The organism is Actinoplanes sp. NPDC051405, from assembly GCF_055586185.1.
In genome coordinates this window covers 88656-105024 of record NZ_JBVJIR010000002.1, presented here as the reverse complement: position 1 = coordinate 105024, position 16369 = coordinate 88656, and the positions used below count along the sequence as shown (strand labels likewise).

The 16369-nt window shown below is 72.2% G+C and carries 18 protein-coding genes; 7 read left to right on the top strand and 11 right to left on the bottom strand.

What is annotated here, in order from left to right:
* The first annotated feature begins 7 nt into the window (after positions 1 to 7).
* Positions 8 to 2206 (top strand): RICIN domain-containing protein, encoded by a 2199-nt coding sequence (locus ACZ6S4_RS04820; RefSeq protein WP_465473598.1) that lies wholly within the window; start codon positions 8 to 10, stop codon positions 2204 to 2206.
* 59 nt (positions 2207 to 2265) lie between these two features.
* Here ACZ6S4_RS04820 and ACZ6S4_RS04815 read toward each other — a convergent pair whose 3' ends face one another.
* The 7 genes from ACZ6S4_RS04815 to ACZ6S4_RS04785 form a co-directional block, all read right to left on the bottom strand.
* Entirely contained in the window at positions 2266 to 3039 is a 774-nt protein-coding gene (locus ACZ6S4_RS04815; protein ID WP_465473597.1) for an ABC transporter permease, read from the bottom strand.
* On the bottom strand, positions 3036 to 3956 hold the full coding sequence (locus ACZ6S4_RS04810) for an ATP-binding cassette domain-containing protein (protein WP_465473596.1): 921 nt from the start codon (positions 3954 to 3956) through the stop codon (positions 3036 to 3038). The genes ACZ6S4_RS04815 and ACZ6S4_RS04810 overlap by 4 nt, the downstream gene beginning before the upstream one ends.
* Positions 3953 to 4819 carry a DUF4097 family beta strand repeat-containing protein gene (locus ACZ6S4_RS04805; protein ID WP_465473595.1) on the bottom strand — a complete coding sequence of 289 codons (867 nt, stop codon included), beginning with the start codon at positions 4817 to 4819 and terminating at the stop codon, positions 3953 to 3955. Before ACZ6S4_RS04805 ends, ACZ6S4_RS04810 begins: the two co-directional genes overlap by 4 nt.
* Before the next feature lie 32 nt (positions 4820 to 4851).
* A complete protein-coding gene (locus ACZ6S4_RS04800) occupies positions 4852 to 5352 on the bottom strand; it encodes a hypothetical protein (protein WP_465473594.1) in 501 nt (166 codons plus the stop codon).
* A 122-nt stretch (positions 5353 to 5474) separates the two neighbouring features.
* Positions 5475 to 5660, bottom strand: coding sequence for a hypothetical protein (locus ACZ6S4_RS04795; RefSeq protein WP_465473593.1), 186 nt, complete (start codon positions 5658 to 5660; stop codon positions 5475 to 5477).
* A 14-nt stretch (positions 5661 to 5674) separates the two neighbouring features.
* Complete coding sequence (locus tag ACZ6S4_RS04790) at positions 5675 to 6454, bottom strand: manganese catalase family protein (RefSeq protein WP_465473592.1); 780 nt, start codon at positions 6452 to 6454, stop codon at positions 5675 to 5677.
* Positions 6455 to 6510: 56 nt separating this feature from the next.
* Positions 6511 to 7158 (bottom strand): sensor histidine kinase, encoded by a 648-nt coding sequence (locus ACZ6S4_RS04785; protein WP_465473591.1) that lies wholly within the window; start codon positions 7156 to 7158, stop codon positions 6511 to 6513.
* Positions 7159 to 7188: 30 nt separating this feature from the next.
* On the opposite strand from ACZ6S4_RS04785, the gene ACZ6S4_RS04780 reads away from it, so the two are divergent.
* Positions 7189 to 7827, top strand: coding sequence for a response regulator (locus ACZ6S4_RS04780; protein WP_465473590.1), 639 nt, complete (start codon positions 7189 to 7191; stop codon positions 7825 to 7827).
* Between the two features lie 36 nt (positions 7828 to 7863).
* On the opposite strand, the gene ACZ6S4_RS04775 is transcribed toward ACZ6S4_RS04780, so the two are convergent.
* The 3 genes from ACZ6S4_RS04775 to ACZ6S4_RS04765 all read right to left on the bottom strand — a co-directional run bounded on the left by ACZ6S4_RS04775 (position 7864) and on the right by ACZ6S4_RS04765 (position 10437).
* The gene (locus tag ACZ6S4_RS04775; protein WP_465473589.1) at positions 7864 to 9126 is read right to left on the bottom strand and encodes an Nramp family divalent metal transporter; all 1263 of its coding nucleotides are present in this window, start codon (positions 9124 to 9126) and stop codon (positions 7864 to 7866) included.
* Positions 9127 to 9190: 64 nt separating this feature from the next.
* On the bottom strand, positions 9191 to 9946 hold the full coding sequence (locus ACZ6S4_RS04770) for a cytochrome c oxidase assembly protein (RefSeq protein ID WP_465473588.1): 756 nt from the start codon (positions 9944 to 9946) through the stop codon (positions 9191 to 9193).
* Entirely contained in the window at positions 9943 to 10437 is a 495-nt protein-coding gene (locus ACZ6S4_RS04765) for a DUF2243 domain-containing protein (protein ID WP_465473587.1), read from the bottom strand. Before ACZ6S4_RS04765 ends, ACZ6S4_RS04770 begins: the two co-directional genes overlap by 4 nt.
* A gap of 143 nt (positions 10438 to 10580) precedes the next feature.
* Here ACZ6S4_RS04765 and ACZ6S4_RS04760 point away from each other — a divergent pair, with 143 nt between their 5' ends.
* Positions 10581 to 11495: a manganese catalase gene (locus ACZ6S4_RS04760; protein WP_465473586.1), complete on the top strand. Its 915-nt coding sequence runs from the start codon at positions 10581 to 10583 to the stop codon at positions 11493 to 11495.
* A gap of 75 nt (positions 11496 to 11570) precedes the next feature.
* On the opposite strand, the gene ACZ6S4_RS04755 is transcribed toward ACZ6S4_RS04760, so the two are convergent.
* Complete coding sequence (locus tag ACZ6S4_RS04755; RefSeq protein ID WP_465473585.1) at positions 11571 to 12017, bottom strand: DUF4383 domain-containing protein; 447 nt, start codon at positions 12015 to 12017, stop codon at positions 11571 to 11573.
* A 148-nt stretch (positions 12018 to 12165) separates the two neighbouring features.
* Here ACZ6S4_RS04755 and ACZ6S4_RS04750 point away from each other — a divergent pair, with 148 nt between their 5' ends.
* From ACZ6S4_RS04750 to ACZ6S4_RS04735, 4 genes are all read left to right on the top strand, one after another.
* On the top strand, positions 12166 to 12537 hold the full coding sequence (locus tag ACZ6S4_RS04750) for a hypothetical protein (RefSeq protein WP_465473584.1): 372 nt from the start codon (positions 12166 to 12168) through the stop codon (positions 12535 to 12537).
* Positions 12534 to 13703: a zinc-dependent alcohol dehydrogenase gene (locus ACZ6S4_RS04745; RefSeq protein ID WP_465473583.1), complete on the top strand. Its 1170-nt coding sequence runs from the start codon at positions 12534 to 12536 to the stop codon at positions 13701 to 13703. The genes ACZ6S4_RS04750 and ACZ6S4_RS04745 overlap by 4 nt, the downstream gene beginning before the upstream one ends.
* Before the next feature lie 72 nt (positions 13704 to 13775).
* Positions 13776 to 15515, top strand: coding sequence for a PKD domain-containing protein (locus ACZ6S4_RS04740; protein WP_465473582.1), 1740 nt, complete (start codon positions 13776 to 13778; stop codon positions 15513 to 15515).
* Between the two features lie 13 nt (positions 15516 to 15528).
* Complete coding sequence (locus tag ACZ6S4_RS04735; RefSeq protein WP_465473581.1) at positions 15529 to 16212, top strand: DUF1326 domain-containing protein; 684 nt, start codon at positions 15529 to 15531, stop codon at positions 16210 to 16212.
* The last annotated feature ends 157 nt before the right edge of the window (positions 16213 to 16369 follow it).

Sequence of the window (16369 nt, the reverse complement as noted above, 5' to 3'; positions counted from 1 at the left end):
GAAATCGATGACCACCATCCCCCGACGACGGCGTGTCCTCGCCGTCTCCGTCACCGCCCTGGTCGTCGGCGTGCTCGGCGTCGCCGGCGTCACCAACGCCCTGGCCGCCACCACCGGTTCCGTGGTGAGCAGCGCCAACGGCAAGTGCCTGGACGTCACCAACGGCTCCACCGCCAACGGCAACCTGCCGCAGATGTGGTCCTGCGCGAGCGGGCCGAACCAGACCTGGACCTACGGCGACGACAAGTCACTCAAGGGCCTCGGCAAGTGCCTGGACGTGGCCGGCGGCGCCACCACCGACGGCGCGGTCGTGCACATGTGGGACTGCTTCGCCGGGCTGACCAGCCAGCAGTGGACGTACACGGCCGGGCGCGACCTGGTCAACGTCAAGGCCGGCAAGTGCCTCGACATCAAGGACAACAACCTCGCCGACGGCGCCAAGCTCCAGCTGTGGAGCTGCGGCGGCGGCGCCAACCAGAAGTGGACGGTCAACGGTGCCTCGACGCCCCCGACCACCCCGCCGGTGACCCCGACGACGGTCCCGCCGGGCAGCGGCAACCCCGACCTGGGCCCGAACGTGACGATCTTCGACCCGTCGATGTCGCAGGCGACCATCCAGAACCGCCTGAACACCGTCTTCAACCAGCAGGTCCGCAACCAGTTCGGCAACGCCCGCTACGCGCTGCTGTTCAAGCCCGGGTCGTACCACGTCGACGCCAACGTCGGCTTCTTCACCCAGGTCGCCGGGCTGGGCCTGACCCCGGACGCGGTCAACATCAACGGCGCGGTGCACACCGAGGCGGACTGGTGGCCGGACGGCTCGCAGAACGCCACCCAGAACTTCTGGCGCTCGGCCGAGGGCCTGTCGGTGACCCCGAACGGCGGCCTCGACCGCTGGGCCGTGTCGCAGGCGGCGCCGTACCGCCGGATGCACGTCCGCGGCAACCTGGCACTCTCCGACGGCGGCTGGTCGTCCGGCGGCTTCATGGCCGACACCAAGATCGACGGGCAGATCCAGTCCGGCTCGCAGCAGCAGTGGATCACCCGCAACTCGCAGATGGGCAGCTGGAGCGGCTCCAACTGGAACCAGGTCTTCGTCGGTGCCCAGGGCGCCCCGGCCAACAGCTTCCCGACGCCGCCGTACACCACGGTCGGCCAGACGCCGGTGGTCGCGGAGAAGCCGTACCTGTACGTCGACTCGGCGGGCGCGTACCAGGTGTTCGTCCCCGCGCTGCGCACCAACTCGGCCGGCACCACCTGGGCCGGCGGCAATCCGGCGGGCCGGTCGCTGCCGATCGGCACGTTCTTCGTCGTCAAGCCCGGCGAGACCGCGGCGAACATCAACGCGGCCCTCGCCTCCGGCAAGAACCTGCTGGTCACCCCGGGTGTCTACAACCTGAACCAGACCATCACCGTGACCCGGCCCGACACCGTCGTGCTCGGCCTGGGCCTGGCCACCTTCGTCCCGCAGAACGGCATCACCGCGATGACCGTGGCCGACGTCGACGGCGTACGGGTCGCCGGGGTGCTGTTCGACGCCGGTACCACCAACTCCTCGGTGCTCATGGAGGTCGGCCCGGCCGGCTCGTCGGCGAACCACGCGGCGAACCCGACCGTGCTGTCCGACGTGTTCTTCCGCATCGGCGGCGCGATCGCCGGCAAGGCCTCGGTCAGCCTGCGGATCAACAGCGACCACGTGATCGGTGACCACGCCTGGATCTGGCGCGCCGACCACAGCGACAACGGCACCCACGGCTGGACGGTCAATCCGGCCGCCAACGGCCTGACCGTCAACGGCGACAACGTGACGTTCTACGGCCTGTTCGTCGAGCACTACCAGCAGTACCAGACCATCTGGAACGGCGAGAACGGGCGCACGTACTTCTACCAGAACGAGATGCCCTACGACCCGCCGAACCAGGCCGCGTACATGAACGGCTCGACGCAGGGCTGGGCGGCGTACAAGGTGGCCGACTCGGTGAACAACCACGAGGCGTGGGGCCTGGGGTCGTACGCGTTCTTCAACGTCAATCCCAGCGTGGTCAACGCCCGCGCCTTCGAGGTGCCGGTGAAGCCGGGCATCAGGTTCCACAACATGGTGACCGTCTCGCTGGGCGGCACCGGGACGATCTCGCACGTCATCAACAACACAGGCGCCGCCGTCAACAGCGGTCACCAGGTGACCAACCTGGTCAGCGGTCCCTGATCCCTTTCCCACGTCGCGACGGCCCGCCGGACTTCCGGCGGGCCGTCTGCCTTTCGGGGTCAGCGAGCGTTGTAACGCCTGCGCGCCCACAGGTAGCCGGCCAGGGCGATGGCCGCGCACCAGGCGGTCGCCCACCAGATCGAGTCGCCGACCGGGCCACCGGTCAGCAGGGCCCGGATGGTCTCCATGATCGGGGTGAAGGGCTGGTACTGGGCGAACTGTCGCAGCCCGGCCGGCATCGAGTCGGTCGGGACGAAACCGCTGCCGATGAAGGGCAGCAGGGTCAGCAGCAGCGGCGTGTTGCTCGCCTCCTCCACGGTCTTGGCCACCAGGCCCAGCGCGGTGGCCAGCCAGGTGACGGCGAACGAGGTCATCGTCAGCACGCCGAGCACGCCCAGCCACGCCGCCGGTCCGGCGGTGGGCCGGAAACCGATCGCGAGCGCCACGGCCAGCACGATGGCCAGGCTGACCAGAGTCTGGATCATGCTGCCGACCACGTGCCCGGTCAGGACCGACACCCGGGCGATCGCCATGGTGCGGAACCGGGCCACGATGCCCTCGGTCATGTCGGTGGCGACCGAGACCGCGGTGCCGGCCGCCGCTCCGCCGACGGTCATCAGCAGGATGCCCGGCACCACGTACGCCAGGTATTCGGTGCGTCCCCCGCCCAGGCCGGCGCCGAGCGTGCCGCCGAACACGAAGACGAACAGCAGCAGGAAGATCACCGGCATCCCGGCCAGGTAGAAGATCATCGCCGGATAGCGCTGCATGTGCCGCAGATTGCGCCGCAGCATGGTGTTCGAGTCGCGGACGGCGAGGCTCAGGGTGGTCATCGCACGGGCTCCCTCGCGGTCAGGGCCAGGAAGACGTCGTCCAGGTCGGGCGTGTGCACGGTCAGGCTCTCCACCTCGGCGCGGGCCTCGTCCAGGGTGGTCAGCAGGGCGCGCAGCGTGCGTACGCTGCCGTCCCCGGGCACCTGGAGGGTGAGCTGGGCGGAGTCGACGTCGGTGGCGTCCAGCGCCACGGCCGCCGCCCGCAGCGCTGGTCCGTCGGCGAAGCGCAAGGTGATGTGGCCGCCCGGGACCAGCCGTTTGAGCTCGTCGGCCGTGCCCTCGGCGACCAGCCGCCCGCCGTCGAGCACCGCGATCCGGTCGGCGAGCTGGTCCGCCTCCTCCAGGTACTGCGTGGTCAGGAAGATCGTCACCCCGTCGGCCACCAGGCGCCGGACGGTCTGCCACATCGCCTGCCGGCTGCGCGGGTCCAGCCCCGCGGTCGGTTCGTCGAGGAACACCAGCCGCGGCCGGCCGACCAGGCCCATCGCGATGTCCAGCCGCCGTCGCATGCCCCCCGAGTACGCCGACGCCTGCTTGCCGGCCGCGTCGGTCAGGTCGAACTGCTCCAGCAGCTCGTCCGCCCGGCGCCGGCCCGGGGCCCGGCCCAGGTGGTGCAGGTCGGCCATGAGAATGAGGTTCTCCCGGCCGGTGAGCAGCCCGTCGACGGCGGCGAACTGACCGGTGACCCCGATCGCCGCCCGGACCGCGTCCGGCTCGGTCGCCGGGTCGTGGCCGGCCACCCGGATCTCGCCGGCGTCGGCGTCGATCAGCGTGGAGAGGATCTGGACGGTGGTGGTCTTGCCGGCGCCGTTCGGGCCCAGCAGGGCGAAGATCGAGCCCGCCGGGACGTGCAGGTCGATGCCGTCCAGGACGGTGTGGTCGCCGTACGCCTTGCGCAGGCCGGTCACGGTGATCATCGGAGCTCCCCGGTGTCGCCGCGGCGCACGATGATGTCGCCGAAGGAGGTGCGGGCGCGCACCTGCACGTTGTCCTCGCCGGGCTCCGGGGCGCCGGCGCCGTCGAGGTGGTTGAGCACCTTGCCGAACTGGGTGTGCAGGTCGAGGTACGCGGCCGTGCCCGCCGCTATGCCGACCTCAAGCTCACCCATCGAGCTGCGCACCTCGACCGTGCCGCGGCGCACCGCGCCGATCCGGACGCTGCCGTTGGCGGTCGCGGCGTCCACCGAGCCGCCGACCTGCCCGGCGACGACGTCTCCGTTGGCCATCTTCGCGGTCAGGTCGCCGGCGACGGAGTCCACCCGGGTGTCGCCGTTGGAGTTCTTGAGCACCGCGGCGCCGCTGACCGTGCCGAGCCGGATCGTCCCGCTCCCGGTCGTGGCGCGGGCGGTCCCGGTGACCGACCGGGCGAAGACGGAGCCGGCGCTGGTGTTGACCTCCAGCGGCCCGGTGTGGTCGAGCTCCACGTCGCCGGTGGCGGTGCGGATCACGGTGTCGCCGAGCGAGCCGGCGCAGTGGAACGCGCCGACGGCCACGTCGGCGTGCAGCCGGGAGCCGGCGGGCAGGGCGATCTCGACGTCGATCTGCCCGCTGCGGCGCAGGATCCCCATGTTCTTGAGGCTCTTCGGCGTCTTGACCAGCAGGCGCCCGTCGGCCAGCTCGACCTGGGTCTGCTCGGCGGTGCGCTGGTCGGCGGCGGAGGAGGGGTCGGTGGGGCGGACCGCGACGACGGTGTCCGCGCGGTCGGTCGCGGTGATCCGCACGTCGGCCACGAGCAGCTCGAGGGTCGCCCGGATCGGGGCGGGAGTGTCGAAGGTGGGCATGCGCTGGTCCTTTCGCGGGGTGACGGGCACGGTCAGCGGGCCCAGCCGGTATAGCGCTGACCGCCGAACGGGGCGCGGGAGGTGCGCGGCCGGTCACCGGCCTGCACGGCGGCGGTGCTGGCCCGGACCAGCCAGGCGTTGACCGAGAGGCCCTCGCGGCCGGCCGCCTCCTCGATCCGGGTCTTGAGCTGGTCCGGCAGCCGGAAGTTGATCCGCGACACGGCGCCGTCGTCGGGGATGTCGGTGGCCTCGACCGGCTCGGGTGCCGTCGTCTCCACCGGGTGCTCGACCGGGGGAGGCGTCACGACGAAACCGGGGGAGCCACCGCGCAGCCGCAGCTCGACCGAGCCCGGGGCGAGGTCGCGGGTGATCTCGTCCGCCGCGGCGGACAGAGCGTCGAGCAGGGCGAGCCGGAAGGCCGACTCCATCGGCGCGGTGAGCCGCTCGGCCAGCTCGCGGGCATCGGAGCCGCCGAGCTCGGCCGCACCGGCGAGCTCCTCGCGGAGCCGTGCGACATATGACGTGAGGTCCATGACGCCACTGTGGCATCACTATGGCGCCATGTAAAGCCACTGAGGCGCCAGACGGCGCCATGGCCCAGACGCGGCGAAACCCAGGCGCGGTTCGCCTGGGTTTCAGGAAGTGCGGGAATTTGTCAGCGGGCGGGTGCGGTGGGGACTGTGCCACGGTGGCGCCGGGCGTCGCGGATCACCGGCACGGCCCACACCGCCAGGACGGCCAGGGCCAGGCCCGCGGTGCGCGTGTCCCAGCGGCCGTGCAGCACCAGGGCCAGCAGGTACGCGCACGCGACGAACGTGCGGAAGAAGGGGGCGTTGCGCACGACGAGGACTCCTCTCACGAGCAGTACAGGCGGGGATCGGCCGGGGGCAGCACGGGTGGCCGGCCCTCGGGGGACGGGGTGGACTCGTACGTCAGCCCGTTCGCCCACCGGCCGGCCGCGGCGTCCTCGCCGTCGGAGAAGCTCAGGTAGGTACGGGCGTACGCGTCGTCGGGCACGGCGTCGGGGAACGCCTCCGGCACCGGCATGTGCTCGATGCCGTCCTCGCGCAGTTCCTCGATGGCGGCCAGCCACACGTTCTGGTGCATGGTGTCGCGGGCCAGCAGGTAGCGCAGCATCTGCTTGACCCCGGGGTCGCCGGTCATGTGGAACAGCCGGGCCAGCCGCAGCCGGCTCTGCGCCTCGGCGCTCACGTTGAGGTGGAAGTCGGCGAGCAGGCTGCCGCTGGAGGTCACGTACGAGCCGCTCCACGGCACGCCGTTGCTGTCGGCCAGCAGCGGACCGGCCCCCGCCTGCACGAGGTGGGCGGAGTAGATCTCGGCGCACTGGGCCGGATTGTCCTCGTTCTCGTTCGCGGTCAGCGGCGCGTCCTGCAGCAGCCGGGTGATCATGGTGCTCAGCATCTCCACGTGGGCCAGTTCCTCGGTGCCCATGTCGAGCAGCAGGTCGCGGTACTTGCCCGGCAGCCGGCAGGTCCAGCCCTGCATCAGGTACTGGTTCGCGACGGTCAGCGCCCCCCAGCGGCCCCCGAGGGCGTCCTGCAGGCGCCGCGCGAAGGTGGCGTCCGGGCCGTCCGGCCGGGCCTCGAACCGCAGTTGCTTGACGTGGTTGAACACGACTTCACCATGCCCGTCCGGGCGTCCTCTCCAGGCCAGCGGGTGGCCCGAACGGGTCAACGTCGGCGGCGCGGCAGGGTGACCTCCAGGGCCACCCCGCGCGGGGCCAGGGCCCGGGCCCGCAGCGTCCCGCCCTGGGCGTCGATCAGGTGCCGGACGACCCACAGGCCCAGGCCTTTCGTGCCCGCCGGGGGTGTACGCCGGTGCAGCGCGCGCCGCAGGTCCTCGGTCAGCCCGCCCTGGTCGGCCACCGTCAGCCGCAGCCGGCGCCGCCGTACCGCGGCGGTCAGCCGGATCTCGCCGGGGGAGTAGCGGGCGGCGTTGGACAGCAGGTTCAGCAGGATCTGCCGGGTGTGCCGGCCGGAGACCAGGCAGCGGCCCGCACCGGCACTGATCGACACGGCCAGCCGGTCGGCGGGTACGGTGGCGGCGACGACCGGCAGGACCCGGTGCAGTGGTACGGCGGTGTCGGCGGGCTCGGCGAGACCGGCAGCGGCGGCGGCCGCCTGCTTCAGCACCGCCTCGGCGTGCGACGCGTGCTCACCGGCGAGCCGGGCGAGTTCGCCCCGGCGGACCTCGGACGGTTGCGATTCCAGCGCCCGGACCAGCGAGGTGAGGGTGGCGACCGGTGGGCGCAGCTCGTGGCAGACGCTGCGCAGCAACAGGAGCGACGGGTCGGGCCGTGGCGTTCGCCTCAGACGCATGAGTGGACCTCGCTGGGGCATACGCGCCTCATGCAGAAGGACATTCGCGTCATCGTCGTCGACGACCATCCTCTGTTCGTCCGGGGTATGGAGCTGCTGCTGCCCGAAGTCAGCGACGGCCGGGCCGAAGTGGTGGCGGCCACCGGGGACGCCGCGTCGGCGGCCAGCCTGGTCCGGCGTACGGTGCCCGACCTGGTCCTGGTCGATCTGCACATGCCGCCGCCGGGCGGGGTCCGGGCGATCGCCGCCATCCGGCGGTCCAGCCCGCGGGTGCGGATCGTGGCGATGTCCGGCGACGAGGACCCGGCCCCGGCGCTGGAGGCGCTGCGGGCCGGCGCCGAGGGCTTCCTGCCGAAGACCAGCGAGGTCGCCGACGTGCTGCAACCCCTGCTGTCCATTCTCGACGGCTGGGCCGTGTTGCCGGCCGAGCTGCTCGGCGCGCTGCTCGGCCCGGGCCGCGGGAGCCGGCCGGCGCCGGTGGACCTGGACGCGCCGGAACGGCAGCTGCTCCAGCTCATCGCGGCCGGCGCGACGACCACGGAGATCGCTCTGCAGCTGCACGTCTCGGAGCGGACCGTGAAGCGGTTGACGGCGACCCTGCTGCGCAAGCTGCGGGTGTCCAGCCGCACCGAGGCGGCGGCGCTGGCCGGCAGCGCCGGGATCCTCTGACGCACTGACATGGCGAGCGGTTGCCCGGTCAAGTCGTCATGAAACAGCGAATGTCCTGATCAACAGAAAGACGTTCAGTGCGACGATCAGGGCCGCGACGATCCCTGCCACGACGGTGGTCGACGGCCGGTTGACGTGCTCGCCGAGGATGTCGCGGCGCCGGGTCAGCCAGACCAACGGGATCAGCGCGAACGGCACCCCGAAGCTGAGCACCACCTGCGACCAGACCAGCGCGGCGGTCGGGTCGACCCCGAGCACCAGCACCAGCATGGCGGGGGCCATGGTCAGCGCCCGGCGCAGGGTCAGCGGGATGCTGCGGCCGATGAAGCCCTGCATGACCACCTGGCCGGCGTAGGTGCCGACGCTGGAGGAGGCGAAGCCCGAGGCGAGCAGGGCCAGGGCGAAGGCCAGCGCGGCGTACTGGTCGAGGGTGAGCCCGAGCCCGGCGTGGATGCCCTCGAGGGTGTCGGTGCCCGGGATGCCGGAACCGAAGAACAGCCGCGCGGCGATCACCAGCATCGCGAGGTTCACCAGACCGGCCAGGCCCAGCGCCACCAGCGTGTCGACGCGCTGGTAGCGCAGGGCCTGCCGGAGCTGTCCCGGGCCGGTGGTGGCCGCGTCCGTACGGGTCTTGGTCAGCGCCGAGTGCAGGTAGATCACGTGCGGCATCACCGTGGCGCCCAGGATGCCGGTGGCCAGCAGCAGACTGTCGACACCGGCGAAGGACGGCACCATGCCGCCGGCGACACCGGCCGGATCGGCGCCGGCCCGCCAGGCGTTGTAGAGGAAACCGAGCAGGATCACGCCGAGCAGGCCGGCGATCACCGACTCGAAGCGCCGTACCCCGCGCTGTTGCAGCCCCAGCAGGGCGAAGGCCACCACGCAGGTGATCAGGCCGCCGACCGGCAGCGGGATCCCGAAGAGCAGGTACAGCGCCAGCGCCCCGCCGATGATCTCCGCCAGATCGGTCGCCATGGCGACCAGCTCGGCCTGCACCCAGAGCCCGCGCGACACCGGGCGAGGAAGGTGCTCGCGGCACAGCTCGGCCAGGTCCCGCCCGGTCACCAGGCCCAGCTTGGCCGACAGCGACTGGATCAGCATGGCCATCAGGTTGGCCGCGACGATCACCCAGACCAGCAGATAGCCGAACGTGGCCCCGCCGGTGAAGTTGGTGGCGAAGTTGCCGGGGTCGGCGTAGGCGATGGCGGCCACGAACGCGGGACCGAACCAGGGAGCCACCCGCGCGGCACGCCGGCGCAGCGGGAGCATGAGCTGAGCGGCGGAATCCAGGACGACCATGGCCTGTCACCTTCCCCGTACGGCGGCACAGCCGGGCCAGGCACTGACCCGCCGGGGCCAGGCGTCACCGGAGCACGAGAGCCGACCGGGACAGGCGCCTGGTGACCTTGCGGCCCGCGGTGCGCGACTGCACCACGGCGAAGGCGAGCAGCAGCTCGGCCACGTCACCGCCGTAGTACATCAGGGTCGCACCGGCCTGCCGGTCCGCGACGGTCGCCGGGACCTGGACGTAAGCGCCCGCGTAGAGCAGCTGCGACAGGGTGGCGTGGGCCGCGATCGCCACCCCGAGCAGCACCAGCCGGGCGAACACCGACGGCCGGTGCGGGGCCGGGTCCGCGCCCGCGACCACCCACGCGAACAGGCAGCCGGACAGGACGAAGTGGATCGTGACGACCTGGTGCAGCGCGGGTTCGGTGAGCATCCGGGCGTACAGCGAGGTCAGGTAGAGGGCCACCAGGCCGCCCGTGGTCAGCAGCAGCGCGACGACCGGGTGGGCGACGGCCCGGGCCGGGCGGCTGCGCAGCAGCCGGGTCAGGCGCCGGGCCGTCCGGACCGGGAGGGTACGCAGCAGCAGCGTCACCGGCGCACCCAGCACCAGGCCGAGCGGCGCCACCATGGCCACCAGCAGATGCTGCAGTGCGTGCCCGGTGAAGTCGTGCACCGGCAGCACCAGCCCGATGATCAGGACGGCAGCACCGGTCTGGAACGCGGCACCGCGCCAGGCACTCCAGCCGGCCACCCGCAAGCTCTGCCACTCGTAGCCGAGGGCGATCAGCAGTACGAGGACGGGCAGCCCATAACCGGGAGCGTGTCCCGTCACCGGACCGGCACGCGGTCGTCCGCACCACGCTGCAACGCCCAGCCGGCGAGCACCAGCACCGCTCCCAGCGCCAGGAACGCGAGGTCCCACCACAGCCGGCCGGCGCCCTCACGTACGTGGTGCACGCCCAGGATCTGGTGATCGATGATGCCCTCGACCAGGTTGAACAGGCCCCACCCGGCAAGCATCCAGCCCCACAGCGCCCGCGACGTCCAGGCGGCCCGCCGGTCGCGGGTGACCCGCGAGTAGAGCAGACCGATCCCGCCGAGCACGAACAGCCAGGTCACGACGTGGAACAGCCCGTCCCACAGGGTGTTCATCCGCAGGCCCTCGACCGTGTCCGGGGAGTAGAACCGCACGCCGATGCGGTCGGAGTCGGTGCCGGTCAGCAGGTGGTGCCACTGCAGCACCTGGTGCAGCAGGATGCCGTCGACGAAGCCGCCGAGGCCGATGCCGAGCAGGAGCCCGGGAGCGCGCAGGAGTCTCGCCATGATCTGCGCCTACCCGCGCGGCGGCGGTTCATGTCCCGGTGGCGGGCCACCGGTCGGCCCCGAAGGGCCGGGGGCGGGCCCGGCCGGGCCATCGGGCCGGGTAGCTCAGTCGGCGTGCCGATCCCACCGCTATGGAGGTTCTGATGTTCAAGCACGTCGACTACCTGCAGTTCCAGGCCAAGCCGGAGAAGCCGGACGCCCTGCTCGCGGCGAAGATGCAGGAGCTGGTCGGTGGCCAGTTCGGTGAGATGACCGTGATGATGCAGTACCTGTGGCAGGGCTGGTCCTGCCGGGTGCCGGGCAAGTACAAGGACATGATCATGGACATCGCGACCGAGGAGATCGGTCACGTGGAGATGCTCACGACCATGCTGGCCCGGCTGCTGGAGGGTGCGCCGTCCGTGGCGACCGAGAAGGCCGCCGCGGCGAACCCGCTGCTGGCCGCGGTGCTCGGTGGGCAGAACCCGCAGCACGCGATCGTCAGCGGCGGCAGCGCGCTGCCCCGCGACTCGCAGGGTGTGCCGTGGAACGCCGGCTACATCGCCGCCAGCGGCAACCTGCTCACCGACTTCCGGTCCAACGTGGCCGCCGAGGCGCAGAGCCGGCTGATGACCAGCCGGGTCTACAACATGACCGACGACCGCGGGGTCAAGGACATGCTGCAGTTCAACCTGGCCCGCGACACGTACCACCAGCAGCAGTGGCTGCTCGGCATCGAGAACCTGATCGCCGACGGTCTGGTCGAGGACGAGATCGAGGGCTCGAACCGCGAGGACGAGAAGGAGTTCGCCCGCCGCACGTTCTACAGCTTCGACCCGGCGAGCACCGCCGGTGAGGGCCGCTGGGCGCAGGGCCAGTCGCTGCTCGGCGAGCAGCTCGAGTACGTGCCGGACGCGCAGCCGCTGACCGACGACAAGCCGCTGGGCCCGGCCCCGGACCCGAAGCTGTACGTCACCTACGACGGCTCGATGGGCAAGGGCAAGCCGGGCACCGGCGCCGGCGCGCACGCCCAGGGGGTCGCCAACGTGGTCAACAAGATCAAGGGAGCGCTCGACTGAGCACCACCGGGAAATCCAAGGAGCCGGGTCGCCACGGAGGCGACCCGGCTCCTTTGTGTCCGGAGGAACCGCCGGCTACCGGCGCACGGACTTGGGGGACAGGGCCAGGCCCAGCCCGATCATGCCGAGGCCGAGAACGAGGTGCAGCCAGTCGTCGGCGGTGTTGACCGGCACGAAGTTGGCCGAGCTGTCGTCGCCGACGATCAGGCCGTACAGCCACAGCACGAGGTAGATCGCGCCGCCCGCGATGAGGTACATCCGCGCGCCGGAGACGGTCTTGGCCAGCACGAAGGCCGCCGCCCCGAACAGCAGGTGGACGATGTTGTGCAGGATCGACACCTGGAAGATGCCGAGCAGCTTCGCCTCCGAGTGGTGCCCGGCGAAGCTCATGGTGTCGTAGTCGCTGGTGATGCCCGGGATGAAGCCCAGGATGCCGACGAGCACGAAGACCGCGCCGACGGCGAGCGCGGCGGTCTGGATGCGGGTCCGCGTCCGGGAGGCCGCGGAAGAAGTACTGGCCATGGTTGACTCCTTGTCTTGAGGGAACGCCCGGATGCCCCTCCCGCAGCACGGACAAACGCTGTTTGAACGTCGCTCTCGCCGGTATTCCCCATCGATGCGAATCAACGGGAAAGCTCTCCTCACGGCCGGCGCCGCAGCCGCCGGGGCCGTGACGGCATCCAGGATCGCGGTGGCCCGCCGGAACAAGGACCAGGAGGCCGGCCGCCGCCACGTCATCACCGTCAACCGCGCGTTCGACGAGGCCGGCACCGGCAGCCTGCCCACTCCGCTCGCCGCCCTCGGCGAGGCAGTGGAGATCCGGCGGCGGCCCGCGCCGGGCGGCCGGGGCACCGAGTTCTCGGCCCGGGCGCGGTCCGGCAAGGTGTCCGCCGGTGAGATCCGGCGGGCGCTGCGCGAGGCCCGCTCGGAGCTCGAGGTCGGCTACGTGCTGCTGCCCGGCGGCCCGACCACCCGGCCCACCCCGCTCAACAAGCCGCTGCGCGAGGCCACCGACCACGGCCGCGAAGGAGGTCTGCTGTGAAGGCACTGCAGTGGCAGGGGGTCAACAAGCTCGCGGTCGGTGACGTGCCCGACCCGCAGCTGCGCAACCCCGGCGACATCATCGTCAAGGTGCGGCGCACCGTCACCTGCGGCTCGGACCTGCACCTGCTCGGCGGCTACATCCCGTTCATGGAGAAGGGTGACGTGCTGGGCCACGAGTTCCTCGGCGAGGTGGTCGAGGTTGGCCCGGAGGTCCGCCGTCACCGGGTCGGCGACCGGGTCGTCGTGTCGTCGTTCATCTCGTGTGGCAAGTGCTGGTACTGCGAGCAGGAGCTCTACTCGCTGTGCGACAACGGCAACACCAACCCGGCGATCACCGAGACACTGTGGGGCCAGGCGCCCGGCGGCTGCTTCGGCTACTCGCACGCGATGGGCGGCAACCCCGGCAGTCACGCCGAATACATCCGGGTGCCGTTCGCCGACGTCGGTGCCTTCGCGGTGCCCGAAGAGGTGAGCGACGAGCGGGCATTGTTCGCCTCGGACGCCGCGGCCACCGGCTGGATGGGCGCGGACCTGGGCGGCGTCAATCCCGGTGACGTGGTGGCGGTGTGGGGTGCCGGCGGCGTCGGGCAGATGGCGGCGCGGGCCGCGATGCTGCTCGGGGCGGAACGGGTCATCGTCATCGACCGCCTCGACAACCGGCTGCAGCAGGTCGAGAAGTACATCGGCGCCGAGACGCTCAACTTCGAGACGACCAACGTCGCCCTGGAACTGCGCGAGCGCAGCGGTGGCCGGGGGCCCGACGTCTGCATCGAGGCGGTCGGCATGGAGGCCGCCGGCAAGGGCCCGCAGTACGCGTACGACCAGCTCAAGCAGCAGTTGCGGTTGCAGACCGACCGGCCGGTCGCGGTGCGCGAGGCGGTGCACGCCTGCCGCAAGGGCGGCTCGGTCTTCGTGCTCGGTGTGTACGCCGGCTTCGTCGACAAGTTCCCGCTCGGCGCGCTGATGAACAAGGGCGTGACGATGCGCGGGGCGCAGATGCACGGGCAGCGCTACATCCCCATGCTGCTGGACCGGATGGCCCGCGGTGAGCTGATCACCGAGCACCTGGCCACCCACGTCATGCCGCTCGGCCAGGCCCCCGAGGGCTACCGGATCTTCAAGGACAAGGAGGACAACTGCGTACGGGCCGTTTTTGTGCCGTAGGCGTATCAAACGGGACCTCTCGGTGCTCCTTCTCACCGCAACCACCGGTGCGACACCACGGGAGGAACCGGTATGCAACGCAATCCGAACCGGCTGTCCGCGCGCGGGCCCATCGACCCGCGCCACGGCTTTCCACGCTGGTACAAGGACGCGGCCGGGGTCCGGCTGGAGCTGGCCTTCGATCCGCTCGATCCGCGTACCCCGGCCATGGGCGACCTGCCCGACCCGGCCGCGCCGGTCAGCTTCCCGCGCAACTTCCCGGACGAGGCGTTCTACTTCCTCACCGAGGCGGAGCTGCCGATCGGCGGCTCCGCCCGGCCGGGCCGGGCCCGGGTCGTGCTGGCCCTGGAGGCCGCCTTCGCCGGCACCGGCGCGGTCGCCGACGGCCAGCAGCAGGTCTTCGCGCGGGTCCGGGTGCGCCTCGACGGCGGCATCCCCGGCGCCGCCTACACCTTCACCCACCCGTACGGGCAGACCGATCCGCTCGTGGCCGACGAGAACGGCCGGGTGTTCGTCACCGACGACGTCGGCGCCGCACCGCTGCTGTTCGACACCGCCGTGACCGACGGCGAGGTGGCACCGTTCCTGCGCTGGAGCGCGGATGCACCCGGCGGCTACCTCGGCGACGGCGGCGTCGAGCACACCATCACCGGCAGCCCGCTGGGCTTCGACTTCTTCCGCGTCGAGGGCCCCGGCGTCGGCGACGTGGCCGGCGCGACCCCCGACCCGGCGGACCCCGGCAACCGCGACAAGGTCTTCACCGACCTGTTCACCCTCCAGGGCCGGATCTCCACCGTGGCCGGCGCCGAGGCGACCCGGGCGGTGTACTCACGCAGCTCCGGCAGCCTGGTGCTGGACGTCTTCGCGACCAGTGAGCCGGGCCAGACCCTGCACGCGGCCGGTGCCACGATGACCGGCTCGGGCACCGGCTACCACGTCCGCGCCGCCGCGACCGCGGTGCCGGCCACCGCGGACATCGTCAACACCACTGACGTCCCGCCGACCGTCACCACCATCGCGGTCACCGACGCCGTGACCGTGACCGTCGCCGACTACGACCTCACCCAGCGGCGGCTCAGCGTCGAGGCGGTCTCGTCCGACCTGGACGACCCGCCGGTGCTGACCGTGGCCGGGTTCGGCCCGCTCACCGCCGGCAAACAGGAGTTCACCCCGGTCGACGTGCCGCCCACCACGATCACCGTGACGTCCTCGCACGGCGGCAGCGACACCCGGCACGTGCTGGTCACCGGGCCGGCCGCGGACCCCGATCCGCTCACCGCCGCGGCGGGACCCGACCGGCTGGCGACGGCGGCCGAGGTGGTGACCCTCGACGCGGGGGCCAGCACCGGCGCCGGGCTCGCGTACCGCTGGGAACAGATCGCCGGGACGCCCGTCACCCTGACCGGCGCCGACCAGGTCCGGGCGACCTTCGTGGCGCCCGCCGCGGGCGCGCTGGAATTCCGGCTCACCGTGCAGTCGGCCGCCGGCAGCGCCACCGACACCGTGTCGGTGCAGGTCAGTCCGTCGGTGCCCGGCACCGACACGGTCACCGTCGACCGGGCGGAGTTCCGCACCGACTCCGGGCGCTGGCGCATCGAGGGCACCGCCACCGGCCCGCTGCCGGACCGCGTCACGGCGACCCTGGACGGCCTGGAGATCGGCAGCGCGCCGGTCGACACCACCTTCGCCTGGGACGTGCGCCGCACGGTGATCCCCGGCGAGACCGGCCTGACCCCGGCACCGGGGGCCCGGGTGGACATCACGACCAGCCGGGGCGGCGCCGGGTCGAGCCCCGTCACCATCCGCAACTGAGGGGACCGCGACCATGGGCTACTCGATCACCGGCGTCTTCACCGAGGCCTGCGACTGCACCCTGATCTGTCCCTGCTGGCTCGACGACGCCCCCGACGAGGACCACTGCACCGGGCTGTTCGCCTGGCAGCTCGACGGCGCCGCCACCATCGGCGGCGCCGCCGTCGGTGGCCTGCGGGTGGTCAGCGTCTCGACCCACTCCGGCGGGCGCCGGGCCGGCGCCACCACCACCGCGGTCTTCGTCGACGAGGCCGCCGACGACGAGCAGTTCGAACTGCTCGCCGCGGCCTTCAGCGGTCAGCTGGACGGGCCGCTGGCCGAGCTGGCCGCGGTCAGCGGGGCCGTGCTGCAGCGCAGCCGGGCCCGCATCGAGGTCAGCGCCGACCGCACCGGCTGGCACATCTTCGTCGGCCGGCCGGCCCAGGCGCCCGTGGCGGGGGCCGGGCTGGTGGAAGTGACCGGCAACCCGGCGGCCTTCGGCGGTGAGGACGAGCCGCTGACCCTGACCCACACCGCGCTGGACGCCGAGCTCAGCGTGGCCGGCCCCGGGCAGGTGGTCGCGCACCGCACGGACCAGCTCGCGGTCCGCGTGCCGGCCCTGCCCGGCGCCTACCTGGACGTGCACGGCCGCTCGGCCATGCGGGGCCGGTTCCGCTACGTCCACACCGCCGCGCTGACCGCGGTGGTGCCCCGGTGACCTTCCCGCAGCAGCAGGCCCGTCGGGGGCGGGTCCTGCTCTGGGGCGGCGGGGGGGGGGGGGGGGGGGGGGGGGGGGGGGGGGGGGGGGGGGGGGGGGGGGGGGGGGGGGGGGGACCCACGCACACAAAAACCGAACCACAAAAACCCAGAAAAGG

What these genes read in the sequence shown, in the direction of transcription:
- ACZ6S4_RS04740 (WP_465473582.1), top strand. Translation starts at nt 13,776, where the DNA reads ATGCAACGCAATCCGAACCGGCTGTCCGCGCGCGGGCCCATCGACCCG.
- ACZ6S4_RS04755 (WP_465473585.1), bottom strand. Translation starts at nt 12,017, where the DNA reads ATGGCCAGTACTTCTTCCGCGGCCTCCCGGACGCGGACCCGCATCCAG.
- ACZ6S4_RS04785 (WP_465473591.1), bottom strand. Translation starts at nt 7,158, where the DNA reads ATGCGTCTGAGGCGAACGCCACGGCCCGACCCGTCGCTCCTGTTGCTG.
- ACZ6S4_RS04800 (WP_465473594.1), bottom strand. Translation starts at nt 5,352, where the DNA reads ATGGACCTCACGTCATATGTCGCACGGCTCCGCGAGGAGCTCGCCGGT.
- ACZ6S4_RS04805 (WP_465473595.1), bottom strand. Translation starts at nt 4,819, where the DNA reads ATGCCCACCTTCGACACTCCCGCCCCGATCCGGGCGACCCTCGAGCTG.
- ACZ6S4_RS04775 (WP_465473589.1), bottom strand. Translation starts at nt 9,126, where the DNA reads ATGGTCGTCCTGGATTCCGCCGCTCAGCTCATGCTCCCGCTGCGCCGG.
- ACZ6S4_RS04765 (WP_465473587.1), bottom strand. Translation starts at nt 10,437, where the DNA reads ATGGCGAGACTCCTGCGCGCTCCCGGGCTCCTGCTCGGCATCGGCCTC.
- ACZ6S4_RS04735 (WP_465473581.1), top strand. Translation starts at nt 15,529, where the DNA reads ATGGGCTACTCGATCACCGGCGTCTTCACCGAGGCCTGCGACTGCACC.
- ACZ6S4_RS04820 (WP_465473598.1), top strand. Translation starts at nt 8, where the DNA reads ATGACCACCATCCCCCGACGACGGCGTGTCCTCGCCGTCTCCGTCACC.
- ACZ6S4_RS04815 (WP_465473597.1), bottom strand. Translation starts at nt 3,039, where the DNA reads ATGACCACCCTGAGCCTCGCCGTCCGCGACTCGAACACCATGCTGCGG.
- ACZ6S4_RS04760 (WP_465473586.1), top strand. Translation starts at nt 10,581, where the DNA reads ATGTTCAAGCACGTCGACTACCTGCAGTTCCAGGCCAAGCCGGAGAAG.
- ACZ6S4_RS04780 (WP_465473590.1), top strand. Translation starts at nt 7,189, where the DNA reads ATGCAGAAGGACATTCGCGTCATCGTCGTCGACGACCATCCTCTGTTC.
- ACZ6S4_RS04810 (WP_465473596.1), bottom strand. Translation starts at nt 3,956, where the DNA reads ATGATCACCGTGACCGGCCTGCGCAAGGCGTACGGCGACCACACCGTC.